The following is a 24857-nucleotide window of genomic DNA, read 5'->3' as shown; positions in this document are numbered from 1 at the left end:
AACACCGTCGTCCCCGCGAAGGCGGGGCCCCCGCTTCCTTTTCCAACCTCGCGAGAAAGAACAAGCGGGGCCCCCGCCTTCGCGGGGGCGACGGGGTATGATGGGCCCTGCCCGCGCTCAATTCACGCCGGAGTTAAACCCGCCGCAGCGCTCAGACCGATATCTCGCGCCATTCACCCTGCGCAATACCGTCAAGCGACCATTCGCCGATAGACCAGCGCACCAATCGCAGGGTCGGATGACCAACCGCCGCCGTCATCCGGCGGACCTGCCGATTGCGCCCTTCCCGAATGGCGAGTTCGATCCAGCAATCCGCCACGGTCTTGCGGAACCGCACCGGTGGGTTGCGCGGCCAGAGTTCGGGCGGATCGATCCGCCGCGCCTCGGCCGGCAGAGTCGGCCCGTCGTTCAACACCACGCCCTTGCGCAAGGCATCGAGCGCCGCCTCGTCCGGCTCGCCCTCGACCTGAATCAGGTAGCGCTTGGCCACCTTGAAGCGCGGATCGGAGATGCGCGATTGCAGCCGCCCATCGTCGGTCAGCAACATCAGCCCCTCGCTGTCGCGGTCCAGCCGCCCGGCGGGATAGACGCCGGGTACCTGGATATAGTCCGACAGCGTCGCGCGCGGCGTCGGCGAACGCACGTCGGTGAACTGCGGCAGGACGTCGAAGGGCTTGTTGAACAGGATGAGGCGCGTCATGGGATCACCCCTAGCAGCGCCCCTCTCCCGTACAAGCGCCGCATCAATGCCCGCCGTGCGGCGCCTGCCCCCGCGTCTTCCACAGCGACCAGCCGATACCGCCGCCGATCAGACCAACCGTAACGCCAAGGCTCAGCAGCGGCGGGAACTTGGCGCCGCCCAGCAGCAGCTCGGCAACCAGAATCTTGCCGCCGATGAACACCAGCACCATGGCCAGCGCATATTTCAGGTAGTGGAAGCGGTGCACCATTGCCGCCAGCGCGAAATAGAGCGCGCGCAGGCCAAGGATCGCCATGATGTTCGAGGTGTAGACGATGAAAGTGTCGGTGGTGATCGAGAAGATCGCCGGCACCGAGTCCACCGCGAAAACGAGGTCGGCGAGGTTGATGACCACCAGCGCCAGAAACAGCGGCGTCGCGGCCCAGACCATCCGGCCGCCCGCGCCCATCTCGCGCACGAAGAAGTGCTCGCCGTGGTGTTCCCTGGTCACGCGCATGTGGCGGGAGATCCAGCGGATCACGGGATTGTTCGCGACATCCGGCTCGTGATCGCCGGAAAACAGCATCTTCACGCCGGTAAACACCAGAAACGCCGCGAACAGGTACATCACCCAGTGCGCCTGCGACACCAGCGCCACGCCGCCCGCGATCATCACACCGCGCAGCACGATCACTGCGATGATGCCCCAGAGAAGCGCGCGGTACTGGTACTTCGGCGCAATCGCGAAGAAGCCGAAGATCATCGAAATGACGAAGACGTTGTCGATCGAGAGCGCCTTCTCAAGGAAGTAGCCGGTGTACCACGCCACGCCGTCCGCAGAGCCCTTGGCCCACCAGACCCAGCCGCCGAACGCCACGGCCACGGCAATGTAGAACACCGAAAGCCTGAGCGATTCGGCGATGCCCATCTCCCGGTCCTCCTTGTGCAGGAAACCGAGGTCGAAGGCGGTGAGAACGAAAACGAGGCCGGCAAAGGCCAGCCAGAACCAGGCCGGGGTGCCCAGCCAGTCAGCAAACAGGAATTCCATGGCTCACAGTCCCTGAGGAAAGGAAGGAGGCGCCGGCGCGTACAATGGGGGGAGCATCGCGCCGGCGCGAGGGTTACAGGCTGGGCGCGGCGGCTGCCGGGGGGACGAACAGCCGGGCCAGCCTGGCCCTTATTCTCAATTTCCTTCGCTCCAGCGTCACGATCTCCAACAGATTGCGACGCACAGAGCCCTGAGCACGGCGCAGCTGGGCGTCGAGCTTCTGGTAACGCTCAAGCAGGAGGAACATACGGTCGGTCATCTTGATATCCCTATCGAACAAGTATGGGTTCGATCGGGTGATCCGACGGTGGGCTCCGGTTTGCCGAGCTGTCAGGGGCCTTGGGGGGCACTCGAAAACCTGCACCGGGGATCAACCCGATGCGGTCCGACATCACGTGGCGCCTGTACTGGCGGCCTGTCCCGAAAGACAGCCGCAAGAGGCGCCGCGCCAGAGGGGCCCGGCCCGCAGGGGCTCCATTATGACCGAATCGCTCCGATTTCAACCCCGGATCGGGATTCGTTTGACCCTTCGCATGAATGCGATATTAAAGTGATATCATATTAACCGGAGAGTCCAGCCGATGTCCGAGTCGCACCTTCCGATCAATTCGAGCCGGGAACGTCCGGCCGGCAGCATGAGCGGCTACTTCATGCTGCTGGTGTTCATGGCGGTGGTCGCGGCCGTGGTGTTCAGCGTCATCACGCTTGCCAGCGGCGAGCCTTCGGCCGGTACCGTGCTGGGCTTCCTCGCCTTCATCCTGCCGGCAGTCGTCTGCGCGGTGCTGATCGCCTCCGGCTTCTACATGATCCAGCCCAACCAGGCGGTGGCCGTCACGCTGTTCGGCTCCTATCGCGGCACCGACCGCACCGCCGGGCTGCGCTGGACATGGCCGTGGATGGCCAAGCGCAAGATCTCCGTGCGCGCGAACAACGTCGTCTCCGAAAAGCTGAAAGTGAACGACTTGCGCGGCAATCCGATCGAGATCGCCACCAACGTGGTCTGGCGCGTGGCCGATACCGCGCAGGCGCTCTACGATGTCGACGACTACCGGGCCTTCGTGGAAGTGCAGATCGAGGCGGCCGTGCGCTCGATCGGTTCGCGCTACCCCTACGACGATGTCGAACACAGCGAGACCACGCTGCGCGGCAGCCATGAGCAAGTGAACGGCGAACTGCGCACCGAACTGATCGAGCGCCTGCGCGTCGCCGGCATCACGGTGGACGAATGCGGCCTCACCCACCTTGCCTATGCCCCCGAAATCGCCGGCGCCATGCTGCGCCGCCAGCAGGCGGAGGCGGTGATCGGCGCCCGCCGCAAGCTGGTGGAGGGCGCAGTCTCGATGGTGGAGATGGCGCTGACCCAGCTGTCCGAGAAGAACGTGGTGGAACTCGACGACGAGCGGCGGGCGGCGATGGTCTCGAACCTGATGGTCGTGCTCTGCGGCGAGCGGGACACCCAGCCGGTGGTCAATACCGGCACGCTGTACCAGTAAGCGCGCGCGGCCGAAAAGCATGGCTAGCCCCGGAAAGAAGGCATTTCCGCTGCGGATCGATCCGGCGCTCTACGCCGCGCTCGAACGCAGCGCGGCGGCCGATTTCCGCTCGGTGAATGCGCAAGTTGAAGTGCTGCTGCGCGAGGCGCTGGCCCGGCGCGGCGCCAAGCTGGCGGCCAGCGAGCCCGCAAAGCGCGGACGCCCGCCGAAGCAGGAGGATGAAGCATGATGGACAAGGCTCCAGAGGACGGCGCGTGGTTCGCCCCCAAGCGCTTCGGCTATGGCGCCAGTTGGCCGATCGCGTGGCAGGGCTGGCTGCTGATGGTCTGCTACTTCGGCGTGCTCGGCGGCATCGCCCTGCTCGGCAAGACCGGCACCATCGGCGGACGCGCCGGAGCCTTCACCTTGTTCCTTCTGGCAACCGGCCTGTTCCTCATCATCGCCGCCCGCCGCACGCGCGGCGGCTGGAAATGGCGCTGGGGCGAGCAGGATTAAAAATCGGAAACTCGGCGAGCCGTTTAAACGCCCGTCAATTCTTCCGGTCGATGACTACCGATCGCACCAATGCCCACGTTCTTCTTGGCCAACATCCATGACATCACGTTCCAACCGCACCCGTCAAATGTTCGCAGATCGCTTCGAAGCCGATGGAACTTCGTTTCTGTACCGGAGCACGATCAAGGCAGCCCCCATCCGCGTAACGCGGGCCGAGCGGGACCGCTTCGTCGACGATTACAATCGCCACGCGCGATATGCGACTTGGAGCGTCGCCGTCGCCACGGTCCTGCTTATAGGATTGCTGGCACTGCTGATTCCGGTTGCAGAAAGCCCAATCCCCACAGTCGCCATATGGGTCGGTTTCACGCTCATCATCGGGGTTTTTGCAGTGCTCCAGCGGCGAGCCTGGAATGCACCGACCCGCGAACTCCAATTCCGGCCAACGGCCGGCGCAGCGCCGTCCCCCGAAGACGTTCGTCGTATCGCGTTCGCCAAAATGACTTATGGGCGGCTGGGCTCGTCGGTTCTCGTCGCCGTGGGTATTACGATGAAATATTTGGGGAGGGGCGCTCTGCACGGCAGGGGCGTCTTTTGGCTAATCATCCCCGGAGGCCTGCTCGCCACTGCCGGAATTCAGGCCCTCCGCAAGTGGAACTATGAGCGCAGTCGGTAACGCGCTTGTCCCGCAAAGAGACGCTGCCAAAGTGACTTGCGCCAACCTTCGCGCAAGTCGCTAGGCTCGCTTCCATGAACCGTCTCGCCCGAATCGCGCTTGCGATCCTGCCGCTCGTCGCCCTGCCCGCTTCGGCGTCGCAGGCCCAGAATGCGCCTACGACCGCACCCTACACGGTGGCCGAAACCGGGCGCAGCTACGTCCGCTTGCAGGACGCCGTGGATGCCATCGGCGATGGGCGGGGTACCATCCGTTTCGCCTCGCTGCGCTTCGCCGACTGTGCGGTGCAGTCGAAGGGCGAGATCACCTATCAGGCCTCCGTCCCCGGCCAGTCGATCCTCGACGGCGTCGCCTGCGAGGACAAGGCGGCGCTGGTGCTGCGCGGGCGCGGCGCGCATGTCGACGGCATGGTCTTCGCCAACATTCGCGTGGGTGACAAGAACGGCGCGGGCATCCGGCTCGAACACGGCAACCTTACCATCTCGCAGGCATGGTTCCGTGACAGCGAGCAAGGCCTGCTCACCGGCGACGACCCGCAAGGCACCGTCGCCATCGACAAGTCCACGTTCAGCCGCCTCGGCACGTGCGAGGGCTCGGGCTGCGCGCATTCGATCTATGTCGGCAACTACGGCGCCCTGACCGTCACGCGCAGCCGCTTCGAAGCGGGCACAGGTGGGCATTACCTCAAAAGCCGCGCGGCGCGGATCGATGTCACCGGCAGCAGCTTCGACGATTCGGCCGGGCGCGGCACCAATTACATGATCGACCTTCCCGACGGCGCCACCGGGCGCATCGCCGGCAACTGGTTCGTGCAAGGGCGCGACAAGGAGAATTATTCCGCCTTCATCGCCGTCGCAGCCGAGCATCGCAACCATACCTCGCAAGGGCTGGTGGTGGACGGCAACAATGCGCGCTTCGTCCCCGGAATGGACCGCAAGAGCGCGTTCGTGGCCAATTGGTCGGGCGACGCGATCAAGCTGGGTGCCAACAATCTCGGCCCCGGCCTCGTGCCGTTCGAGAAGCGCTGACGCCCTCGTCCAGCCAAGGCGCGTACATGGCAGTGCCCGAGCCGTAGACGCCGGCTTCATCGCTTCGTCGCCCCCGCGAAGGCGCGGGCCCCGCTTCCTTGCGACGTCTCGGACCACGCTAAAGAAGCGGGATCCCCGCCTTCGCGGGGATGACGGGCTGGATTTCAGGGGCGGGAAATAGGTCTTCCCAATAACGGAACCCGAATTTATCGGCGCCCCGGGGTCATCTGTCGCAAGGTTGAAACACTCCGGACCGCCCGCCATGCGGCGCCTCGCCCATTGCTGTTGCCTTGCCTGCCCCTTGACCTAAGAATGTCGACAAATGGGTCGCAGCCTGCCCGGGCCTGATTTTCGCAGCCTTTCCAAGACGAAGCTGCCCGGCGTTTTCCGAAGCCCGCGAATCCCCCCTCGCGGCGCGAAAGCAAGGAGCAGATCCGATGCAGACCATGCGCGCAGCGATCGCGCGGGCATACAAGGCCCCGCTCACGATCGAGGAAGTGCCCGTCCCCACCCCAGGCCCCGGCGAAGTGCTCGTCAAGGTCGTGGCCAGCGGCGTGTGCCACACCGACCTTCACGCCATAGACGGTGACTGGCCGGTCAAGGCAGCGCTGCCGCTGATCCCAGGGCACGAGGGCGTGGGCCATGTCGTCGCGCTGGGCGAAGGCGTCACCGATCTCAAGGAAGGTGACGCGGTGGGCGTGCCGTGGCTGCACCACGCCTGCCGCGCCTGCGAATATTGCGAGACCGGCTGGGAAACGCTCTGCGAGAAGCAGGCCAACACCGGCTACTCCGTGAACGGCGGCTATGCCGAATATGTGATCGCCGCCGCGCCCTTCGTCGGCCGCTTGCCCGCCGATGTCGATTTCGTCTCGATGGCGCCGATCCTCTGCGCGGGCGTCACCGTCTACAAGGGCCTCAAGGAAACCGAGGCGCGGCCCGGCGAGTGGGTGGTCTGCTCCGGCGTCGGCGGGCTCGGCCACGTGGCGGTGCAATATGCCAAGGCCATGGGCCTGCACGTGATCGGCATCGACATTGGCGAATCGAAGCTGAAGCTGGCGCGGGACCTTGGCGCCGATCTCGCCTTCGATGCCACCGATCCCGAATTGATCGCGAAAGTCACGCGCGAGACCGGCGGCGGCGCGCATGGCGTGCTTGTCACGGCCGTGTCGCCCCCGGCCTTCTCGCAAGCCATCGCCTGCGCCCGTCGACGCGGCACTGTCAGCCTGATCGGCCTGCCACCGGGCGACTTTCCGACGCCGATCTTCGACGTCGTCCTGAAGCGCATCACCATTCGCGGCTCGATCGTCGGCACCCGCCGCGATCTGGACGAGGCCATCGCTTTCGCCTCGCAAGGTAAAGTGAAAGCAAGAGTCGCCGCGCGACCGCTGGAGGACGTGAACGATGTGCTCGACGCGCTGCGCCACGGCAAGATCGACGGCCGGGTAGCGCTGACGCTCTGAAAACGGTGCGGCGGGCGCGCGCGAGCACCCGCCGCTTCACCCGCCCGACTTGCGCCGCGCCCGCCGAAGCACTAGCTCGGGCCTATGGGAACCGCGATTTCCTCTCTCCTGCGCTTCCGCCTCTGGGCGGTGCTCCTGCTGGCCGCAATCGGCCTTCAGGCGGGCGAGCCGATTCGCGCGCCCCTCGAACGCATCCACGGTTCGGCGTTCAGCGCCGCGACCATGGAACTCGCGCTCGCCTCGCGGCGCGGAGATACGTCCGTCACGCAGCAGATCCCGACGCCACCCCCGCCTCCGCCGGTGGTTGTCGAAACCGAGCGGCTGCACCTCGCTGCCGCAGAGCCTGCCAGCACCTCGCGCCTGCACTTCGAAGCGCGCGGACCGCCGCCGCGCTCGCACCCGGCCCGCCTGCCCGACAGCACTGCACCGCCCTTCGCCTGATCCGCTTTCCATCGGGCGCGCTTCCGCGCGTCCACACCGAATGCTGATTCAGGATCCAATTTCATGTCCGCTACAGAAACCGACGCCCGCGATCGCATCGCGGCGCTGCTGAAGGGCTATCCCGCCCTCGACGAGGCCGAATTGGCCGAACTCAACCACCTGTTCACCCGCAAGGCCACCGCGCTCGACCTTGGCCTACTGGCCGGAGATCCCGCGATCGCCGAGCAATTCCGAACCTACCGCACCGAACACCACGACCGCTTCAAACCGAGAGACATCGGCAAAGTGGCGTTCTTCGTGGGTGCGGCAGCCGCCGTTGTCGGCACGATCATCTTCATGGTCCCCTGACGACGGCTGTCGGGGCGCGGGTTCCCTACCCCACACCCGCCCGCGCCCCGGCTTTTTGTTTCGATCCGAAGGCCCCAAAAGCCACCCTTGGCAATTCGCCATACGAACCATATACGGTCCATATACGAATCGCATATGGAGGCCCCGTGGGCATCGTAAACATAGATGACGATCTGCACGATCAACTGCGCCGGACAAGCAAGGTATCGTGCCGCTCGATCAACGCGCAGGCTGCCTATTGGATCAAAGTCGGGATGCTGTGCGAGACCAATCCGACGCTGAGTTTCTCGGAAATCATGGAGCGGGAACTCAATGCGGCCGGAGTGGCCGCCCCGCCGCCGGGCTTGATCGACGCATGACGAAGGCTCCTTGGGAACTGGCGCTCATGGCGGAAGCCGGCCAGCTTCTGGCATCGGTTTTCGGACTGCTGGACCGGACCTCGCTGATCGGCAAGTCCACCCTTCAGATCGACGAAATGGTCGAGCGCTTCATCGTCGACGACCTGAAGGCCCGCCCCGCGAGCAAAGGCCAGTACGGCTACGGCTTCGTGCTCAATTCCTCGGTGAATCACGTGGTCTGCCACGGCGTTCCCTCGCAATCGGACGTGCTGCGGGACGGCGACATCGTCAATTTCGACATCACGCTCGAAAAGAACGACTACATTGCGGACTCCAACAAGACCTACCTTGTTGGGGACGTGCATCCGGCCGCCCGGAAGCTGGTTCAGGCCACGTACGACGCCATGTGGGCGGGCATCCGCACCGTTCGCCCGGGTGCGCGGCTGGGGGATATTGGCTGGGCCATTGAGCGCCATGCCAAGCGCCATGGCTACTCGGTAGTGCGCGAATATTGCGGGCACGGCATTGGCCGGGAGATGCACGAGGATCCGCAGATCCTGCACTTCGGAAAGCCGGGGACCGGGCTCACCTTGCGCGAAGGGATGGTTTTCACCATCGAGCCGATGCTCAATCGCGGCAGGCGGAGCGTGAGAACCGAGGCTGACGGCTGGACCGTGGTGACGCAGGACGGCTCGCTTTCCGCGCAGTTCGAGCACACCGTGGCGGTTACGGCATCGGGCGTTTCGGTGCTGACGCTGCGCCCGGAGGAACGGGACATGGTGGGCAAGTTGAAGGCAGTCGCCTGAACAACAGGCGTGGCGCCACACCATCATTCCAACAGCTACCGGGAACCTCATTCCCCCAAATCCGTCATCCCCGCGTAGGCGGGGATCCCGCTTTTCTTTGCGCTCGGTGCTGAGGCCTCAAGGAAGCGGGGCCCCCGCCTGCGCAGGGGCGACGGAGTTTTCGTTTGTTACGGCGGGTTGTGGCTGCAAATCTGGCTGGGCGCTGTGCCGCTAGTCCGGCGCAAATCACCGTGATCGCTAGAGAATGTGCCCCGTACGGTCGCGCTTGGTATCCAGATAGCGAGCGTTGTGCGGGTTGGGCGGCAGCTTGTGCGGCACGCGCTCGTCCACCGTCACGCCCACACCTTCCAGCGCGGCGACTTTGGCCGGATTGTTGGTCATCAGCCGGATCGCGTGAACGCCCAGCAGATCCAGCATCCGCGCCGCCACCGGGAAGTCGCGCGCCTCTGTCGGCAGGCCGAGGCGGTTGTTGGCATCGACCGTGTCGAAGCCCTGATCCTGCAACTGATAGGCACGCAGCTTGTTCACGAGGCCGATGCCGCGTCCTTCCTGCCGCAGATAGAGTAGCACGCCCCAGCCGCCGTTCGCGGCCTCGTCCGCCATCGCCCGCAGCGCCGCGTCGAGCTGCGGGCCGCAGTCGCACTTGAGGCTGCCGAGGATGTCGCCGGTCAGGCATTCGGAATGGAGCCGTACCAGCGGCGCACGGTCACCGTCCTGCGTGCCGATCACCAGTGCGACATGCTCGCGAAGATCGTCCAGCGCGCGGAAGGCGACGATCTCGGCATCCTCGGCTGCCGCCACCGGCAGATGCGCACGCGAGGCGATCACGAGGTTGCCGGTGTCCTTCCACGCCGCGAGGTCTGCGGGTGAGACGGGCTGCGCCTCGCCTACCGGTTCCGGGGCGACAAGGAAGGCAGGCAGGATCCCGGCGAGCCGCGCCAGTTCCATCGCCGTACGCGCCGCTTCGCCATCGTCGATATGTTCGGCCGCAAACGGGCCTTTCATCGGATGGACCAGATCGAGCGCAGGATCGGCAATGGCGCGTGCTGCGGCCAGATCGAAAGGCTCTGCCGCGCGGATCAGTACCGGCGCCTCGGGCACGGCCGCCTCGCGCTGGTTGGCCAGCTTCAGCGTCACCGCCCGCGCGGCCGAGATCAGCATGCGCGGCGCGGTCACGCCGGGCGCGAAGCCGGTTTCGGCAGGCAGCAGCACGGAATGCTCGCCCACCCGGATCGGCCAGCCATGGCGCAGCGCATCGAGCGCCAGCGCCACGCGGCGGGAAGAGCCCTGCTCGCTCAGAGTTCGAACTCGGTGATCAGCGGCACGTGGTCGCTCGGCTGCTCCCAGCGGCGGGTTTCTTCCACGAAGCTGTGCGCGCGCGCCTGCTTGGCAAGGTCGGGGGAGGCCCACATGTGGTCCAGACGGCGGCCCTGGTCCTTCTGGCGCCAGTAGCTGCGGTAGGACCACCAGGAGTAATTGCGCTCCGGCGCGGGGATGAACTGGCGGCCAAGGTCGACCCAGCCGTGCGCATCCTGAAAGCGGGTGAGCGTCTCGACCTCGATCGGCGTGTGGCTGACGACCTTGAGCAATGCCTTGTGGTCGTAGACGTCCGATGCCAGCGGGGCGATGTTGAAGTCACCGACTATCAGCGTGGGCCGATCAATCTTGTCCGCCCAGCGCGTCATGCGCTCCAGGAAGTCCAGCTTCTGGCCGAACTTGGGATTGACCGTGCGATCGGCGATGTCGCCGCCGGCGGGGATGTAGACGTTTTCGAGGATCAGGCCCTGTCCTGCTCCCTGAAGCTCGACTCCGACGTGGCGGGCCTCGCCATTGTCCTGCCAGTCGTGGCGGCTGAATTCGGTGAAGGGCACTTTCGAGACGGTGGCGACGCCGTGATAGCCCTTTTGCCCATGGATCGCGCGGTGCGTGTAGCCCAAGCGTTCGAACATCTCATGCGGGAAGAGATGTTCGGCGACCTTGATCTCCTGAAGGCAGAGCACGTCGGGGGCCTGCTCGGTAAGGAAACGCTCTACCTGATCGAGACGCAGGCGGACCGAGTTGATGTTCCAGGTGGCAATTTTCATGGGCTTGGCTTTAGGGATGCCACCCGCGAATTGCCAGAGGTGCGCATGACGCATGGGCGGTCGGGGAAGAAAAAAGGAAGCGAGGCCCCCGCCTTCGCGGGGGCGACGGTAGTTTTAGATTTCGAACGCTTTACGCGGCGCCCGCGTTTTTCGGGTCGAATTTTTCGTCCAGCCGGAGCGAGAATGCTGCCGATCGAGAACCGGAGCGGAGCGGCCTGAATGGCCGTGAGCACCGGAAGCGCAGAGCGGTAGCGTTCGCAGCCCGGCTAGGCGGAAAAGGCGACCCGAAAAAACAAAAACCCTCGGTCCGGGGGCAGTGGACCGAGGGTTCCTGTAAGCGTTCGTCACGCTAATATCAGAGCGGCTCACTCAGGAGGCGTGGGCAACAGGGGGGAAACCCGCCTCGAACCGTTCTGACCATTCCTATGTAGGTACTCTTGGCTTGCTGCCAAGTGAACGAACTGAAGGATTCTGTCGCACTTTGTCGCTCTGAGGGGGCAAATCACGACCAAGCGTTTCCCCCTATCGACGAGTTCCTCAGCGCCGCGAGGCGGGGCGCGGGTCGACCCAGCGGAAATCGTTGTCGGTCACCGGAACACCGTAGCGGTGGTTGGAAAGCGCGATCGTGGTGCGCTGATTCTGCGAATCGAGCGCCACCCAGTAGCTCAGCTCCAGCCCGCCGGGCGCGGCCGAATTGCGCGTGAAGATCAGGGTGATGATGCCGTATTCGGGGTGCGAAGGAACACGCACTTCCACCGAGATCACGTTGGGATTGCCGGTAGGTCGCACGGTGCCGTATTGCGCCACATCGCGCTTGGGGTCGAGAAGCGCACCCAGCGGACTGTTGCCGATCGGCCAACGCTGAACCTGATTGACCGCATAGTCGACCATGGTCAGCGCCTTGCCGTCTCCGACGATAAGCAGGCGGGCGCTCTTCTCGTACTGGAAGCGGATCCGCCCGGGGCGCTTGAGCGTGAGCTGGCCGCGGACCGACTGGCCGTTGCGGTCAGTCTGCACGAAGTCGGCCTTGACCGTCGTGATCGCGCGAAGCGCAGCCACGGCCTGGTCAAGCTGCTGCTGCTCGGCGGGAGATGCCGCCAGCGCAGTGCTTGCCGGAAGGAAGGCAGGAACGGAAAGCGCGGCCAAAGCGGCCGCGCCAACGCAAGAGCGAAAGATCTTGAAGGTGCGGGTCATAAGGCTCCCATTGGGTTCACAGCCTTGAACCGCACCTGAAGCATTAGGTTCCGATTCGGACCGGAACCCGTTGCTTACTTGATCTTGGCTTCCTTGAACTCGACGTGCTTGCGCACGACGGGATCGTACTTGCGGAAGTTCATCTTCTCGGTCGTGTTGCGCGGGTTCTTCTTCGTAACGTAGAAGAAGCCGGTGTCGGCGGTCGAGACAAGACGGATCTTGACGGTTGCGGGCTTCGCCATGGCGGTTTCCTGTATCTCTCGTTTCAGCCGCCCTGGCAGGCCGGCGTGTCGTTGAAAAGCACAGGGACAGCAACCAGGCCGTCCCTCAAGGCTGGGCCCCTTGCGGTAGATACGGCCCAGAGTCAAGGGGCCGGAGTGATTCGGACACCCCTTTGCGGGCTTTCCGAACCGCGATCCCTCCGCCGTCAGTCGATGTCGAACGGCTTGATGGGCTTGAGCACGCCGAACTTCTCCGTGAAAGGCTCGTGCCCCAGCTTGTCCATCTGGATCGTCATCGGATCGACCTTGGTATCGGGCAGGCGGTCCAGCAGGTCGCGCACCAGCGTCAGGCGGCCAAGGCGCTGGTCGTTGAAGTCCACCACCGTCCACGGCGCATGCTTCTTGTGGGTGGCGTCCAGCATGGTTTCGCGCGCCTTGGTGTAATCCTCGTACCGCTCGCGCGCGGCAACATCGATCGGCGAGAGCTTCCAGCGCTTGAGCGGATCGATCAGGCGTTCGTGCAGCCGCTCCTCCTGCTTGTCCTGATCGCAGGAGAGCCAGTACTTGAACAGCAGGATGCCGTCGTCCACCAGCATGCGCTCGAACACCGGCACTTGCTGAAGGAATCGCTTCACCTCGCTGGAGGTGGCGAAGCCCATGACCTTCTCCACGCCCGCGCGGTTGTACCAACTGCGGTCGAACAGCACGATCTCCCCGCGCGCGGGGAGATGTTCGATATAGCGCTGGAAATACCACTGGCCGCGCTCCCGCTCGCTGGGGGCACCCAGGGCGACGGTGCGGCACTGGCGGGGGTTGAGCTGTCCGGAAACCGCCTTGATCGCCCCGCCCTTGCCCGCGGTGTCGCGCCCCTCGAACAGGACGACGAGGCGCACACCGGTGGTCGAGGCCCAGCGGGCCATGCCGACCAGTTCCTCAAGCATGGGCTCAAGCAGGTTTTCGTAATCCTTGCGACCGAGTTTCTTGTTCTTGTCCTCGGCCATATTCGGTCAGCCCTTTGTTCAGACCCGCGAGAGAAGGAACACCGCGAGCGCGCCCACTACAATACGATACCATGCAAAAGGCGCAAAGCCCGAGCGGCTTACAAATGTCATAAACGCCTTGATGACCACCAGCGCCACCACGAAGGCAACCGCGAAGCCGATGCCGATCTGGGTCCAGCCGACCGGGCCGGTACCCGCCATCAGTTCGTGACGCGCGCCGAGCAGTTCCAGCGTGGTTGCGCCCAGCATTGTCGGCACGGCCAGGAAGAAGCTGAATTCTGCCGCGGTACGGCGCTCTACGCCCATCGCCAGTGCACCCATGATCGTCGCGCCCGAGCGGCTGACACCGGGGACCATGGCCAGGCACTGCGCAAGGCCGACGCCAAGGCAGGTCATGGCCGGAAGCTGCGCCACGCCGCTGGGCGCGCCGGGTTTGGCGACGCGCTCGATGCCGAGGATGGCGATGCCGCCCACGATCAGTGCCCAGGCAACGACCATCGGCTGACCCAGCAGCCCCTCGATATAGTGCTTGAGCAGCAGGCCCAGCACGGCAGAGGGCAGGAAGGCCAGCAGCACGTTGCGCACGAAGCGGATCGACACCGGATCGAGCTTGAGCAGGCCCGCGCCCACCGCCCAGAACGTGCGCCAGAACTGCACGATCACGGCCAGGATCGCGCCCAGCTGGATGACGATGTTGAACGTCGCCCACTGCGCGGCGTCGAAGCCGAACAATTCGGTGGCGAGAATGAGATGCCCGGTCGAGGAGACCGGCAGAAACTCGGTGAGGCCCTCGACAATGCCGAGGAGGATAGCGGTAAGGGTCAGGTCCATCGGCGAGAGGTCATGCCGTACGGGCAGGCCAAGTCAAGCGGGTCCGTGCGACGTGACGGTTTATAATCGTTCGGAAAATGCGCTTGGGCGCAAATTGGGTGGATTGGGGCTGCGAGAGGCGCGTGGCGGCGGTGTTGTGGATGGCCCGGCGTTGGGGTCATTTCCCCTCACCGGGATGACGGTGATCCGAAAAGGTCCCCGTCCGACCATCACCCTGAACTTGTTTCAGGGTCTATCGGGCCGATAGCGCGGTGCTGGAGATTATGGCCGAGAGGGCGGCGCGACCGGCCACGCCTCGGCATTGGCTGCTCGATGGATCCTGAAACAAGTTCAGGATGACGTGGGGTGGGAGGAAATCTCATTCTCCAGCACATCACTGCCCCAGCCCTCCCATCCCGCTCAGGCTGAGCTTGTCGAAGCCCCCTGAGGCGTGGCGCGAGGCCTCCCATTCTTCGACAGGCTCAGGATGAGCGGTGTGTGGGGGGCGGGATGCGTGGGAGGAAGTGCGCGCGCTCCGCTCAAAAACAACACGGCCCGCCCCGGACAAGTCCGGATCGGGCCGCGCAGTGTCATGCAAACCGAATTACCAGATGCGCACGCGATCCGCAGGCGCCTGATAGAGCTTGTCGCCCGGCTTCACGTCGAAGGCCTTGTACCATTCGTCAAAGTTACGAACGAGGCCGTTGATGCGGTAGTGCGCCGGCGAGTGATAGTCGGTTTTGAGCTGCTGGCGCACCGCTTCCTCGCGGTACTTGCTGCGCCAGACTTGCGCCCAGGCCATGAAGAAGCGCTGGTCGCCGGTCAGGCCGTCGATCACCGGGGCTTCCTTGCCGCCGAGCGAGAGCTTGTAGGCGCGGTAGGCCAGGCTGAGGCCGCCCAGATCGCCGATGTTCTCGCCCATCGTCAGCTTGCCGTTCACGCAGGTCTTGCCGTCGTCATAAGGGCAGAAGCTGTTGTACTGGGCGGCAAGGCGGTCCTGGAGCTTCTGGAAGTTGGCCTTGTCCGAAGGCGTCCACCAGTCGCGCAGGTTGCCCGAGCCGTCCGACTTGGCACCCTGATCGTCGAAGCCGTGGCCCATTTCGTGGCCGATTACCGCGCCGATGGCGCCGTAATTGACGGCCGCGTCAGCCGAGACGTTGAAGAACGGCGGCTGGAGGATCGCAGCGGGGAAGACGATCTCGTTGAACGAGGGATTGTAGTAGGCGTTGATCGTCTCGGGCAGCATGAACCACTCGGTGCGGTCGACCGGCTGGCCAAGGCGGCGCATCTGGTCGCCGTTCGCCCAAGTCTGGGCCGCCATCAGGTTGCCCAGCGGATCGGTCGCCGAGAACGTCAGCCCTTCGTATTCCTTGAACTTGGCGGGCGTGCCGATCTTGGGAGTGAAGGCGTCAAGCTTGGCAACGGCTTCCTTGCGGGTTTCCGGGCCCATCCAGGCAAGCTGCTCAAGGTTGGAGGCCATCGCCTTGCGCAAGTTGCCGACCAGCGATTCCATCGCCGCCTTGGCTTCGGGCGGATAGTACTTCTCGGCATAGATCTTGCCGAGAAGTTCGCCGGACATGCCCTCAACCGCCGAAATGCCGCGCTTCCAGCGTGCGCGCTGTTCGGGCTGGCCGCTCATGACCTTGCCGTAGAAAGCGAAGTTGGCATCATCGATGTCGCTGGGCAGCACGGAGGCGTGGCTACGCAGGAACTGCGCGGCCAGCCAGGCCTGCCAGGTGGCGACGGGCACGGTCTCGATCAGCTTGGCGGCTTCGGGCACGCCGCCGCCGAACAGCGCGGCAGCCTGGGCGGGATCGATGCGCGCGGTCTTCAGTTCCTCGGCCGTCGGCGGCATTTCGTCGACCAGCACGTAGGTCGCCTTGCCGGCGCCCATGGTCTCGATGAACGAGCGCAGCAGGCCGGGCGAGGCCAGCCCCTCGAACTCGGCCAGCGATAGCTTGTTGTAGGTCAGGTCCGGATCGCGGCTGGCGGCGCGGTCCCAGTCGGCCTGCGCAAGGCGGGTCTCAAGCGAGAGCACGGCCTTGGCCGAAGCGGCGGGATCCGTGTAGCCGGCCTTGCCGAGCAGGAAGGTCAGGTAATCGAGATACTTGGCGCGGATTTCCTGCGAACGCGGGTCGTTCTTCAGGTAGTAATCGCGATCCGGCAGGCCCAGCCCGCCCAGGCTCACTTGCAGCGCGTTGACGTCGCTCTGCTTGGCGTCGGGGCCGATGCTGGCGTCCAGCGGCGAGGCAAAGCCCGGCGCCGCGAACAGCTTGATCAGGTCTGCGGGCGTCTGCGCGGCGAAAATGCGCTGAAGATAAGGCTGTGCCGGGGCTAGACCCGCCTTGTTGATCGCATCGACGTCCATGAACGCCTGATAGGCAGCCGCCACGCGCGCCGCGTCGCTGCCGGGGGCCGGATGCGAGGCGACCAGTTCGTCCATGATGCCATGGAGGCGCAGTTCGGACAGATTCGCCAGCGCGGCGAACGAGCCCCAGTTGGTGCGGTCGGACGGAAGCACCACGGCATCGGCCCACTTGCCGTTGACGAAGCGGTCGAAGTCGTCACCCGGCTTCACGCTCTTGTCCTGCCACTGGGTCTGGATGCCCGAAGCGCCCCACGAGACCTTGGCCGGGTCCACTTCCATCGGACCGGCAGTCGCGCTGACCGCGGTGACGGCAGGCGCGTCCTGCGCGAAAGCGGGAGCCGCGACGAGAACGAGTGCGGGGACGAGCGCCGTGGTAGCGAGCGCCCTCAGGAGGGTGCGAGGCATGAACAAGCCTTTCCGAGGTATGACACGCATGGATCATGCATGAGGACGGGCGCGGGCCAGAAAGACCCGCCAATCGGCGCAACATAATTGCCAGATTTGGTAATGCCAGCCCTCTGATGCTGTTTGTCGGTCCCGATAAGACGTTCGTCGAAAGTCAGCCCTCGGTCGTGAAAGCCGGGGAACCGGATGACAGCGGGGCGGCGTGCATGTCGAATTGCAATGCGGCCAGTCGCGCATAGAGGCCGCTGGCGCGGGTCAGGCTCTCGTGCGTGCCTTCCTCGACAATACGGCCGCCGTCCATCACGATGATACGGTCGGCCTGACGCACGGTGGCAAGGCGGTGGGCGATGACCAGCGTGGTACGGCTGCGCATCAGCCGGTCGAGCGCGTCCTGCACCAGCCGCTCGCTCTCGGCATCGAGCGCGCTGGTCGCCTCGTCGAGCAGCAGGATCGGGGCCTCGCGCAGAAGCGCGCGGGCGATTGCCAGCCGCTGGCGCTGGCCGCCGGACAGCCGCGCGCCGTCCTCGCCGAGGAACGTGTCGAGTCCCTGCGGCAATGCCCGCAGAAACTGTTCGGCATTGGCCGCGCGGGCCGCTTCCCAGATCGCCTCGTCATCGGCGGCGGCATTGCCGTAGCGCAGGTTCTCCCGCGCGGAGGCAGCGAAAAGCACGCCCTCCTGCGGCACCAGCGCGATGCGGCGGCGCACCTCGGAGGGATCGGCGGACGTCAGTGGCACACCGTCGATCTTGATGGCGCCGCTCTGCGGATCGTAGAAACGCTCGGCCAGCTGGAACAAAGTCGATTTGCCGGCACCCGAAGGGCCGACAATGGCGACCGTCTCGCCCGGCTCCACCGTCAGGCTAAAGTCGTGCAGCGCGGGCATGTCGGGCCGTGCCGGATAGCGGAAGGTCACGCGCTCGAACGCGATCTTGCCCCGCGCGGGCTCGGGCAAGGCCTGCGGCCGTGCCGGCGGTGCGATCGAGGGACGTTCCCCCAAGAGTTCGGCAAGGCGGCTGGCCGCGCCGGCCCCGCGCACAAGGTCGCCATAGACCTCGGTCAGCGAGCCGAAAGCACCCGCGACAATGCCCGCCGTGACGACGAAAGCGGCGATAGTGCCGCCGCTGATCGCCCCTTCGGCAACCGAAATCGCGCCGCGCCACAGTATCACCGTGATCGACCCGAAGATGAGGAACATGATGACGGCGGTCATCGCCGCGCGCAGGATGATACGGCGCTTGCCGGTCTCGAAAGTCCGCTCCACCGTGGCGGTGAAGCGGTTCATCTCGTGGCCTTCCTGATTGAAGGCCTGAACCACACGCAGCGCGCCGAAGACCTCGCTGGTCATCGCGCCGATATCGGCCACGCGGTCCTGGCTCGACCGCGCGACCGCGCGCAGGCGGCGGCCGAACGCGGCGATCGGCACGATCACCACGGGAATGGCGATGACAAGACCGAATGTCAGGTGCGGCGCCAGCATGAACAGGTAGATCACCCCGCCCACCGCCATGATCGCATTGCGCAGCGCCACCGAGACGGTCGTGCCCACCACCGTCTCGATGATCGAGGTATCGGCGGTCATGCGCGAGGCGATCTCCTTCGGGCTGTTCTCCTCGAAGAAGCTGGGCGAGAGGGTAACGAGGTGGCGCTGCACCCGCAGGCGGATGTCGGCGACCACGCGCTCACCCAGCCAGGAGACCGAATAGAAACGTATCGCTGTCGCGATAGACAGCACGGTCACGGTGCCCATCAGCATCGCGAACCACCAGCGGATTGCCGAAGGATCGGCGCCTTTCGCGAATCCCTGGTCGACGATCTGGCGGAAACCGTAGGGAATCGCGAGAGTCGCGGTGGCCGTGGTGATCAGGGCCGCACCGGCAATGGCCATCCGCCCGGGATAATGGAACAGTTCCCGCCAGACCATGCCGAGCGCAGTCAGGCTTTTGCGCCGAGGCGCCTCGTTTTCCATCGTTTCGGCGCCGCTGGGGTGCGCCTTGCCCTGTTCCGGATCGGCCTGCATGGCCAGCGCCTTATCCCTTTGCCGCGCTCGGGAAAAGGCCCCCGTCGGATGAAGGATAAGCGATCTGACGGAACCCGCGATCGGCAATAGCGCCGAAATGAATCGACATTGCCGCATTGCACAAGAGGCGTTTCGAGCCCAGATACACCGCAACACCCACGGTAGAGTGGCCCGAAAGAGGCTGACAGTGGCGTCGCGGTCAGGAGAACAGCCTTGCTTTACAATGCCTACGAACTGCAACGCACCATGCTGAGCGGCGCCGCCGCCTGGGCATCGGTGGGCGCGGAACTGCTTTCGAATCCCTCCACGCCTTTCGGTTACTTCGGATTCGGAACCGTCATGGCCTCTGCACTCGACGTTTTCGCCCATGCGACGATGTCACGCGGCAAGCCCGATTTCGACATCGAGGACGTGACCGTAGGAGGCAAGACCTTCCCCGTCACCGAGTCGATCGTGCTCCACCGCGCCTATGGCAACCTGCTGCGCTTCGATCACCCCGGCCTGCCGAAGAACGCGCCGAAGCTGCTGATCGTGGCCCCGATGAGCGGCCACTTCGCGACGCTGCTGCGCGGCACCGTCGCGCGCATGCTGGAAGGCTGCGAGGTCTACATCACCGACTGGGCCGACGCGAAGCTGGTGCCGACGAGCGCCGGGCGCTTCGACCTTGACGACTATATCGACTACCTGATCGCCTTCCTTGAGCACATCGGCCCCGGCACGCACATGCTGGCGGTGTGCCAGCCCTCGGTCCCGGCGCTGGCAGCAGCGGCGATCATGGGCAAGCAGGGCCATCCCTGTCGCCCGGCCACGCTGACGATGATGGGCGGCCCGATCGACACGCGCGAGGCGCCCACCAGCGTCAACGACGTCGCGATGGACCAGCCGCTTTCGTGGTTCGAAAACAATGTCATCGCCACCGTGCCGCTGACTTACCCGGGCGCGGGCCGCAAGGTCTATCCGGGCTTCCTCCAGCTTGCCGGATTCATGGCGATGAACCTCGGCAGCCACATGATGAGCCACTACGGCATGTTCAAGCATCTGGTGGACGGCGACGGCGAAAGCGCCGCCTCCACCAAGGCGTTCTACGACGAGTACCGCGCCGTCTGCGACATGACCGCCGAATATTACCTGCAAACCGTGGAGCACGTGTTCCAGAAGCACTCGCTGCCCAATGGCGAATTCTTCCATCGCGGCGAGCGGATCGACATCGGCGCGATCCGCGATACCGCGCTGCTCGCGGTAGAGGGCGAGCGCGACGATATCTCGGGCATCGGCCAGACCAAGGCCGCGTTGCACCTTGCCACCAGCCTGCCGGAGGACCGCAAGCAGTACCTCCTGGCCGAAAGCGTGGGCCACTACGGCATCTTCAACGGCAGCAAGTGGCGCACCCGCATTGCCCCGGTAGTGGAAGACTGGATCCGCCAGCACCAGAAAAAGCCTCTGAAGGTCGTCGCCTGACGCATTGCTCCGGGCCTCCTGCGCCGATCGGCGCGGGAAGCCCGGAGACACAGGATGCAAATTTTTCAACCTGTTAAAGCCCACGACTCGCCTTATCGGTGAGACGTTTTCTGGGCGCGACGACCCGTTCGGTATCCGGGAACCACCCAGACGACTCTTATGGCGCCATTAACCTAAATCGGTTAGTCTACGCCGATGGAACACACGTTGGGTCGGCGTGCTGTCCTCATGGGCGGATTGGCAGCGGGGGTAAGTCTCACGCTCCCCGCGCGCGTGCTGGCAGCAGAAAACACTTCAGTTAACGCAACTGCCGGATACGGCGTAACGCCGCTTATCCAGACGCCTTACGAGCGCCGAATTCTCGAAGTCGCCGCAAGGCAGGTGCAGCGCGTCCAGCCCAGTCTCTGGCGGACCGATCTGGTGGGCATCGCCGATTTCGCGCAGCCTTCGTGGAAGCCTCGCCTGCATTTCGCCAATCTGGAGAACGGCTCGGTCCGCTCGTTCCTGCTCGCGCATGGACGCGGTTCGGATCCGATGCACAGCGGCTGGCTCCAGAGCTTCTCCAACCTGCCCGGCTCCGAAGCCACCTCGCGCGGGGCCTTCCTCACGTGCGAATGGTATCAGGGCAAGTACGGTACCTCGATCCGCCTCAAGGGCCTCGACACAGACAATTCCGCCGCGCTGGAGCGGGCCATCGTTATGCATCCGGCGTGGTACGTTGATGCCTCGCTGATTTCCAAGTGGGGCAAGATCGGCCGCAGCGAAGGCTGCTTCGCGATGAGCACCGAGGACTTCAACGAGGCGCTTATCCATCTCTCCGGCGGGCGCCTGCTGTTCTCCGATCGCATCGGCGAAGGTTGACGGCCCGCGCGGCAAGTACCGGCCCCGCGTTAGACCCAAGTTAGACAGGGCCGCGCAGGGGTGTTACGGATCTCTCATGGATGGACATCTAGCGGGGTTCAGGAAAGACGCGCCCACTGACGCGCGGCAGGTGCGTTCGCGCAAGGCGCTGAACGCAACCATGCTGGCGCTGCTGGAAGAGCGGCCTTTCGATCAGATCACCATACGTGAAATCGCCGCGCATGCCGGGATCGGCTATGCCACTTTCTTCCGGCACTATCCCACCAAGGAAGCGCTGCTGGGCGATGTCGCCTCGGAAGAGATCGCCGGTCTTCTGGAAATGACATTGCCGGTGCTGCGCGATGCCGACAGCTTCGAATCCACGCTGGCGCTGTGCCGCTATGTCGATGCCCACCGGCCGCTGTGGTCGGCCCTGCTCGCGGGCGGCGCCGCCGCCATCGTGCGCGTGGAGTTCATCCGGCAGGCGCGCGGCCTGGTCGGTCAGGTCGACGATCCGGTGCAATGGCTGCCCGCCGATCTTGGCGTCGTGCATGGCACCGGTGCGACATTCGACATCCTTGCCTGGTGGCTTGGCCACGGCCCGGACATGTCGCCAGAGGCGATCGCGCCAATTCTGCACCGGCTGGTGATCGCACCGCTGCTGGGGGACAACGGCCGGGCCGAGGCACGCGCCGTGGTCGGCTGAGATGGTCGCGGCCGAAACCCTCGGCGAAATCGCAAATGCGGACTGGCCGCTGTTCGGCTGGATCGACGATATCCGCGCGCCGCTTTCCGCCTCCCGCGCCGCCGGACTGCCCTGCGTTCTCGCCACGCTCTATCGGGTCGAAGGCAGCGCCCCGCGCGGGCCCGGCGCCCAGATGCTGTTCACCCCAACCCCCGACGGCACGATCGACGCGAGCGGGTACTTCTCGGGCGACTGCATCGAGGGCGACGTGGCCCATCACGCCGCCGAGGTGCTGGCCGATGGCCGCCCTCGCCAGCTCCACTACGGGATGGGCAGCCCGTGGATCGACATCCGCCTGCGCTGCGGCGGCGCGCTTTACCTGCTGCTCGAACGTATCGCGCCCGATTGCCGCGCTGCCGCAGACCTGCTCCGCCATACCGCCGAGCGCCGCCCCTGCCGCTGGCACAGCGACGGATCGCAGCGCCGCGTCACGCTGGACGATGGCCCCCTGCTCGAATGGAGCGCCGAGCCCTTCGCACTGTCCCGCCGCCATGATCCCCCGCGCCGCCTGATCGTTTCGGGCGGCGACCCCGGTTCACTTGCGGCGGCCCGGCTCGGCGCGCTGGCCGGGTTCGAGACGGTGCTGGTGCGCCCCGACGGCCCCCGCTCACCGCCGCCCTTCCCGCTTGCCCGCTACATGCGCATGAGCCCGACCGACGCGCTGGGCGAACTCGGCGTTGACCGCTGGACCGCCTACCTTGGCGCCACGCATGAGGACCACCACGATCTTGGCGGCTGCCTTAACGCTCTGCGCGGCAGCGCCGGCTGGGTGGGCATGATCGGCGCGAAATCACGGACTGCCGGGCGGATCGCCGCACTGAAAGCCCTAGGCGCGACCGACGAGGAACTGGCGCGGCTACACCTTTCGCCGGGCGTCATCGGGCTCGGCAAGTCGCCGTTCGAAGTGGCGACGGGCATCCTTGCCCAGATCATGCAGGCGATGAACCCCGGCAGCGAACGGGCGTGAGCGAAATCGCCGCTTATGTCGCAATCGTCCTGGCGGCCGGGCGTGCCAGCCGTTTCGGCAGCGACAAGCTGGCCGCCCCGCTCGATGGTGAGCCGCTGCTGTTCCACGCCATCCGCGCCGCCCGCGCCGCGCCCGTCTCCCGCGTGATCGTGGTCGCCCGGTCGGGGCTCGAAATCGGCGACTGGCCGGGCGAACCGGCGGTCGAAGCGGTCCGCATCGAGAGCACGGAACTGTCGCAATCGCTCAAGGCGGGGATCCGGGCCGCGGCCGGAACCGGAGGCGCATTCATCTTCCTCGGCGATATGCCGCGAGTCCCGCATGGAGAGGCTGCAAGGCTGGCCGCACGGATCAGCGATGCCGCCGTAGCCCTGCCTCGCCACGAAGGACGGCCGGGCCACCCCGCCCTGCTCTCCGCGCGGCTATTTCCCGAGATCGCCGCATTGACCGGCGACGAAGGCGCCGGGCGACTGCTGCGCGCGCGCGAAGACGTGGTATTCGATGAAGTGAGCGATCCGGCGATCCTGCTGGACATCGACCGCCCGGAAGATCTCGCCCGATTGCAGAAAAGCTAGGCCCGGCCCGTCTCGCTGGCGAGCAGCGAGGGATCGATGCCCTCCGCCCGCCAGCTGGCGCTCCAGCGGGCATCGACCGGCGTGTCGAAGAGTATCTCGGGATGCGGATCGGCGGCGTACCAGCCGTGGTGGCGCATTTCGCCTTCAAGCTGGCCCGGTCCCCAACCGGCATAGCCCAGCGCCATCAGCCACTGCTTCGGCCCGCGCCCTGCAGCAATCGCGCGCAGTACGTCCATCGAGGCCGAGAGCGCGCAAAGCGGCTGCACTTCCAGCGTGTCCGCCCCGCCCCAGTCGGTCGAATGCAGGATGAAGCCGCGCCCGGGCTCGACCGGGCCGCCCTCGTGAACTTCGCAATTCGGGGCCTTGCCGGGATCGATGTCCAGCTCTTCGAGAATATCGTGGAAGCGAACGCCGTCGCGCAGACGGCCGATGCCGATGCCAAGCGCACCGTTCTCGTCATGCACGCACATCACGCTGACCGAGCGTTCGAAGCGCTGGTCGAACATGCCCGGCATGGCGAGCAGCAGCCGTCCGGCAAGGTATTGTCTCTCGGTCACCCGGCGAATGTAAGCGCTTGGGCGGGGACGGCAAGGCGCTTGGCGCTTTTCGTACAGATCGAACAACTCTATGCCATGCCGAAATCGAGGAGTGACATGGTCGTGAGCCTGCTTTTTCAATTGCCCGAAGGCCCCACCGTTGCCGTAAGCGGCGAAGAAGCCCGCTATCCGGTGCGACGGATCTTCTGCGTGGGCCGCAATTACGCCGCGCATGCCCGCGAATTGGGCAACGCAGTCGACCGCGAGGCGCCGATCTGGTTCACCAAAGCCCCCGCCGCGCTCTGCCACGCTCCCGCCCGGATTCCCTATCCGCCCGGCACGCAGGATTGCCACTACGAGATGGAACTGGTCGTCGCCATCGGCGGCACCGGCTTCAGAGTGGCGCCCGAGGCGGCGATGGATCTCGTCTACGGCTATGCCTGCGGGATCGACCTCACGCGGCGCGATCTCCAGAACGCGGCCAAGGCCAAGGGCTATCCGTGGGACACCGGCAAGGACTTCGAGAATGCCGCCGTGATCGCCGCGATCACCCCCGCAGCCGCCTTCGGCACACCGGCGGCGCAGCGCATTTCGCTCGCGAAGAACGGCGCGGTGAAGCAGGACGCGCCGCTGGACGAGATGATCTGGTCGATCCCCGAACTGATCGCTGACCTTTCGCGCCTCTATCACCTTGCGCCGGGCGACCTGATCTACACCGGCACGCCGGCGGGTGTTGGCCCGATCTCGGCCGGAGACCGACTCGAAGGGCATGTTGAAGGGCTGGAACCGCTCATTCTCGATATCGCGCCCGCCGAGTGAGGCCGTCC

The 24857-nt window shown here is 65.5% G+C and carries 28 protein-coding genes; 16 read left to right on the top strand and 12 right to left on the bottom strand.

Translation table 11 applies throughout. The features are described 5' to 3' along the window. Positions 1 to 151 precede the first annotated feature (151 nt). From AC1VVM_RS06970 to AC1VVM_RS06960, 3 genes are all read right to left on the bottom strand, one after another. Positions 152 to 700 (bottom strand): pseudouridine synthase, encoded by a 549-nt coding sequence (locus AC1VVM_RS06970; RefSeq protein WP_482903341.1) that lies wholly within the window; start codon positions 698 to 700, stop codon positions 152 to 154. A gap of 43 nt (positions 701 to 743) precedes the next feature. Further along, positions 744 to 1727, bottom strand: coding sequence for a TerC family protein (locus AC1VVM_RS06965; RefSeq protein ID WP_482956210.1), 984 nt, complete (start codon positions 1725 to 1727; stop codon positions 744 to 746). 73 nt (positions 1728 to 1800) lie between these two features. Then, entirely contained in the window at positions 1801 to 1986 is a 186-nt protein-coding gene (locus AC1VVM_RS06960) for a DUF465 domain-containing protein (protein ID WP_482956209.1), read from the bottom strand. Between the two features lie 322 nt (positions 1987 to 2308). Here AC1VVM_RS06960 and AC1VVM_RS06955 point away from each other — a divergent pair, with 322 nt between their 5' ends. From AC1VVM_RS06955 to map, 10 genes are all read left to right on the top strand, one after another. Then, entirely contained in the window at positions 2309 to 3220 is a 912-nt protein-coding gene (locus AC1VVM_RS06955; RefSeq protein ID WP_482956208.1) for an SPFH domain-containing protein, read from the top strand. A 19-nt stretch (positions 3221 to 3239) separates the two neighbouring features. Beyond that, positions 3240 to 3449, top strand: a complete 210-nt coding sequence (locus AC1VVM_RS06950) for a type II toxin-antitoxin system antitoxin (RefSeq protein ID WP_482956207.1) — start codon at positions 3240 to 3242, stop codon at positions 3447 to 3449. Beyond that, positions 3446 to 3715 carry a hypothetical protein gene (locus AC1VVM_RS06945; RefSeq protein WP_482956206.1) on the top strand — a complete coding sequence of 90 codons (270 nt, stop codon included), beginning with the start codon at positions 3446 to 3448 and terminating at the stop codon, positions 3713 to 3715. The genes AC1VVM_RS06950 and AC1VVM_RS06945 overlap by 4 nt, the downstream gene beginning before the upstream one ends. Positions 3716 to 3812: 97 nt before the next feature. Then, a complete protein-coding gene (locus AC1VVM_RS06940) occupies positions 3813 to 4391 on the top strand; it encodes a hypothetical protein (protein ID WP_482956205.1) in 579 nt (192 codons plus the stop codon). 74 nt (positions 4392 to 4465) lie between these two features. Continuing rightward, positions 4466 to 5419: a right-handed parallel beta-helix repeat-containing protein gene (locus AC1VVM_RS06935; RefSeq protein WP_482956204.1), complete on the top strand. Its 954-nt coding sequence runs from the start codon at positions 4466 to 4468 to the stop codon at positions 5417 to 5419. A 437-nt stretch (positions 5420 to 5856) separates the two neighbouring features. After that, positions 5857 to 6879 (top strand): zinc-dependent alcohol dehydrogenase, encoded by a 1023-nt coding sequence (locus AC1VVM_RS06930; protein WP_482956203.1) that lies wholly within the window; start codon positions 5857 to 5859, stop codon positions 6877 to 6879. An 84-nt stretch (positions 6880 to 6963) separates the two neighbouring features. After that, complete coding sequence (locus tag AC1VVM_RS06925; RefSeq protein ID WP_482956202.1) at positions 6964 to 7320, top strand: hypothetical protein; 357 nt, start codon at positions 6964 to 6966, stop codon at positions 7318 to 7320. A gap of 63 nt (positions 7321 to 7383) precedes the next feature. Next, on the top strand, positions 7384 to 7668 hold the full coding sequence (locus AC1VVM_RS06920) for a nuclear transport factor 2 family protein (protein ID WP_132388854.1): 285 nt from the start codon (positions 7384 to 7386) through the stop codon (positions 7666 to 7668). A 146-nt stretch (positions 7669 to 7814) separates the two neighbouring features. Next, positions 7815 to 8027, top strand: coding sequence for a ParD-like family protein (locus AC1VVM_RS06915; RefSeq protein WP_482903332.1), 213 nt, complete (start codon positions 7815 to 7817; stop codon positions 8025 to 8027). Continuing rightward, the gene (map, locus tag AC1VVM_RS06910; protein ID WP_482956201.1) at positions 8024 to 8812 is read left to right on the top strand and encodes a type I methionyl aminopeptidase; all 789 of its coding nucleotides are present in this window, start codon (positions 8024 to 8026) and stop codon (positions 8810 to 8812) included. Before AC1VVM_RS06915 ends, map begins: the two co-directional genes overlap by 4 nt. A gap of 237 nt (positions 8813 to 9049) precedes the next feature. Here map and ribA read toward each other — a convergent pair whose 3' ends face one another. The 8 genes from ribA to AC1VVM_RS06870 form a co-directional block, all read right to left on the bottom strand. Further along, positions 9050 to 10084, bottom strand: coding sequence for a GTP cyclohydrolase II (ribA, locus tag AC1VVM_RS06905; RefSeq protein WP_482956200.1), 1035 nt, complete (start codon positions 10082 to 10084; stop codon positions 9050 to 9052). A 23-nt stretch (positions 10085 to 10107) separates the two neighbouring features. Next, the gene (xth, locus tag AC1VVM_RS06900; protein WP_132388846.1) at positions 10108 to 10896 is read right to left on the bottom strand and encodes an exodeoxyribonuclease III; all 789 of its coding nucleotides are present in this window, start codon (positions 10894 to 10896) and stop codon (positions 10108 to 10110) included. 537 nt (positions 10897 to 11433) lie between these two features. Beyond that, on the bottom strand, positions 11434 to 12090 hold the full coding sequence (locus tag AC1VVM_RS06895; RefSeq protein WP_482956199.1) for a LolA family protein: 657 nt from the start codon (positions 12088 to 12090) through the stop codon (positions 11434 to 11436). A gap of 74 nt (positions 12091 to 12164) precedes the next feature. Next, complete coding sequence (gene rpmG, locus AC1VVM_RS06890; protein ID WP_039391223.1) at positions 12165 to 12332, bottom strand: 50S ribosomal protein L33; 168 nt, start codon at positions 12330 to 12332, stop codon at positions 12165 to 12167. Positions 12333 to 12517: 185 nt separating this feature from the next. Then, positions 12518 to 13312: a polyphosphate kinase 2 gene (ppk2, locus tag AC1VVM_RS06885; protein ID WP_132388842.1), complete on the bottom strand. Its 795-nt coding sequence runs from the start codon at positions 13310 to 13312 to the stop codon at positions 12518 to 12520. A gap of 18 nt (positions 13313 to 13330) precedes the next feature. Further along, positions 13331 to 14143, bottom strand: coding sequence for an undecaprenyl-diphosphate phosphatase (locus AC1VVM_RS06880; RefSeq protein ID WP_482903328.1), 813 nt, complete (start codon positions 14141 to 14143; stop codon positions 13331 to 13333). Positions 14144 to 14726: 583 nt separating this feature from the next. Continuing rightward, positions 14727 to 16895: a M13 family metallopeptidase gene (locus AC1VVM_RS06875; RefSeq protein WP_482956198.1), complete on the bottom strand. Its 2169-nt coding sequence runs from the start codon at positions 16893 to 16895 to the stop codon at positions 14727 to 14729. A gap of 154 nt (positions 16896 to 17049) precedes the next feature. Further along, on the bottom strand, positions 17050 to 18861 hold the full coding sequence (locus AC1VVM_RS06870; RefSeq protein WP_482905162.1) for an ABC transporter transmembrane domain-containing protein: 1812 nt from the start codon (positions 18859 to 18861) through the stop codon (positions 17050 to 17052). A gap of 264 nt (positions 18862 to 19125) precedes the next feature. Between AC1VVM_RS06870 and AC1VVM_RS06865 the strand changes: the two genes are divergently transcribed. The 5 genes from AC1VVM_RS06865 to AC1VVM_RS06845 all read left to right on the top strand — a co-directional run bounded on the left by AC1VVM_RS06865 (position 19126) and on the right by AC1VVM_RS06845 (position 23494). After that, on the top strand, positions 19126 to 20370 hold the full coding sequence (locus AC1VVM_RS06865) for a polyhydroxyalkanoate depolymerase (RefSeq protein WP_482956197.1): 1245 nt from the start codon (positions 19126 to 19128) through the stop codon (positions 20368 to 20370). A 207-nt stretch (positions 20371 to 20577) separates the two neighbouring features. Further along, a complete protein-coding gene (locus AC1VVM_RS06860) occupies positions 20578 to 21231 on the top strand; it encodes a murein L,D-transpeptidase catalytic domain-containing protein (protein ID WP_482903325.1) in 654 nt (217 codons plus the stop codon). Positions 21232 to 21307: 76 nt separating this feature from the next. After that, positions 21308 to 21916, top strand: a complete 609-nt coding sequence (locus AC1VVM_RS06855; RefSeq protein WP_482956196.1) for a TetR/AcrR family transcriptional regulator — start codon at positions 21308 to 21310, stop codon at positions 21914 to 21916. 1 nt (position 21917) lies between these two features. After that, positions 21918 to 22922 (top strand): XdhC family protein, encoded by a 1005-nt coding sequence (locus AC1VVM_RS06850; RefSeq protein WP_482956195.1) that lies wholly within the window; start codon positions 21918 to 21920, stop codon positions 22920 to 22922. After that, on the top strand, positions 22919 to 23494 hold the full coding sequence (locus AC1VVM_RS06845) for a nucleotidyltransferase family protein (protein WP_482956194.1): 576 nt from the start codon (positions 22919 to 22921) through the stop codon (positions 23492 to 23494). The genes AC1VVM_RS06850 and AC1VVM_RS06845 overlap by 4 nt, the downstream gene beginning before the upstream one ends. Here the strand turns inward: AC1VVM_RS06845 and AC1VVM_RS06840 are convergent. Further along, complete coding sequence (locus tag AC1VVM_RS06840; protein ID WP_207904727.1) at positions 23491 to 24000, bottom strand: YqgE/AlgH family protein; 510 nt, start codon at positions 23998 to 24000, stop codon at positions 23491 to 23493. The two genes, AC1VVM_RS06845 and AC1VVM_RS06840, sit on opposite strands and share 4 nt — an antisense overlap. A 153-nt stretch (positions 24001 to 24153) precedes the next feature. Here AC1VVM_RS06840 and AC1VVM_RS06835 point away from each other — a divergent pair, with 153 nt between their 5' ends. Beyond that, positions 24154 to 24849 carry a fumarylacetoacetate hydrolase family protein gene (locus tag AC1VVM_RS06835; RefSeq protein ID WP_482956193.1) on the top strand — a complete coding sequence of 232 codons (696 nt, stop codon included), beginning with the start codon at positions 24154 to 24156 and terminating at the stop codon, positions 24847 to 24849. Positions 24850 to 24857 lie beyond the last annotated feature (8 nt).

Source organism: Novosphingobium sp. BL-S-33 (assembly GCF_056857025.1).
The sequence above is the reverse complement of the archived record's forward strand: the minus strand, read 5'-3'. Positions and strand labels throughout refer to the sequence as shown.

Coding starts and splice junctions, on each gene's coding strand:
- AC1VVM_RS06970 (WP_482903341.1), bottom strand. CDS start 700: ATGACGCGCCTCATCCTGTTCAACAAGCCCTTCGACGTCCTGCCGCAG.
- AC1VVM_RS06965 (WP_482956210.1), bottom strand. CDS start 1,727: ATGGAATTCCTGTTTGCTGACTGGCTGGGCACCCCGGCCTGGTTCTGG.
- AC1VVM_RS06960 (WP_482956209.1), bottom strand. CDS start 1,986: ATGACCGACCGTATGTTCCTCCTGCTTGAGCGTTACCAGAAGCTCGAC.
- AC1VVM_RS06955 (WP_482956208.1), top strand. CDS start 2,309: ATGTCCGAGTCGCACCTTCCGATCAATTCGAGCCGGGAACGTCCGGCC.
- AC1VVM_RS06950 (WP_482956207.1), top strand. CDS start 3,240: ATGGCTAGCCCCGGAAAGAAGGCATTTCCGCTGCGGATCGATCCGGCG.
- AC1VVM_RS06945 (WP_482956206.1), top strand. CDS start 3,446: ATGATGGACAAGGCTCCAGAGGACGGCGCGTGGTTCGCCCCCAAGCGC.
- AC1VVM_RS06940 (WP_482956205.1), top strand. CDS start 3,813: ATGACATCACGTTCCAACCGCACCCGTCAAATGTTCGCAGATCGCTTC.
- AC1VVM_RS06935 (WP_482956204.1), top strand. CDS start 4,466: ATGAACCGTCTCGCCCGAATCGCGCTTGCGATCCTGCCGCTCGTCGCC.
- AC1VVM_RS06930 (WP_482956203.1), top strand. CDS start 5,857: ATGCAGACCATGCGCGCAGCGATCGCGCGGGCATACAAGGCCCCGCTC.
- AC1VVM_RS06925 (WP_482956202.1), top strand. CDS start 6,964: ATGGGAACCGCGATTTCCTCTCTCCTGCGCTTCCGCCTCTGGGCGGTG.
- AC1VVM_RS06920 (WP_132388854.1), top strand. CDS start 7,384: ATGTCCGCTACAGAAACCGACGCCCGCGATCGCATCGCGGCGCTGCTG.
- map (WP_482956201.1), top strand. CDS start 8,024: ATGACGAAGGCTCCTTGGGAACTGGCGCTCATGGCGGAAGCCGGCCAG.
- xth (WP_132388846.1), bottom strand. CDS start 10,896: ATGAAAATTGCCACCTGGAACATCAACTCGGTCCGCCTGCGTCTCGAT.
- AC1VVM_RS06895 (WP_482956199.1), bottom strand. CDS start 12,090: ATGACCCGCACCTTCAAGATCTTTCGCTCTTGCGTTGGCGCGGCCGCT.
- rpmG (WP_039391223.1), bottom strand. CDS start 12,332: ATGGCGAAGCCCGCAACCGTCAAGATCCGTCTTGTCTCGACCGCCGAC.
- ppk2 (WP_132388842.1), bottom strand. CDS start 13,312: ATGGCCGAGGACAAGAACAAGAAACTCGGTCGCAAGGATTACGAAAAC.
- AC1VVM_RS06880 (WP_482903328.1), bottom strand. CDS start 14,143: ATGGACCTGACCCTTACCGCTATCCTCCTCGGCATTGTCGAGGGCCTC.
- AC1VVM_RS06875 (WP_482956198.1), bottom strand. CDS start 16,895: ATGCCTCGCACCCTCCTGAGGGCGCTCGCTACCACGGCGCTCGTCCCC.
- AC1VVM_RS06870 (WP_482905162.1), bottom strand. CDS start 18,861: ATGGAAAACGAGGCGCCTCGGCGCAAAAGCCTGACTGCGCTCGGCATG.
- AC1VVM_RS06855 (WP_482956196.1), top strand. CDS start 21,308: ATGGATGGACATCTAGCGGGGTTCAGGAAAGACGCGCCCACTGACGCG.
- AC1VVM_RS06850 (WP_482956195.1), top strand. CDS start 21,918: ATGGTCGCGGCCGAAACCCTCGGCGAAATCGCAAATGCGGACTGGCCG.
- AC1VVM_RS06840 (WP_207904727.1), bottom strand. CDS start 24,000: ATGTTCGACCAGCGCTTCGAACGCTCGGTCAGCGTGATGTGCGTGCAT.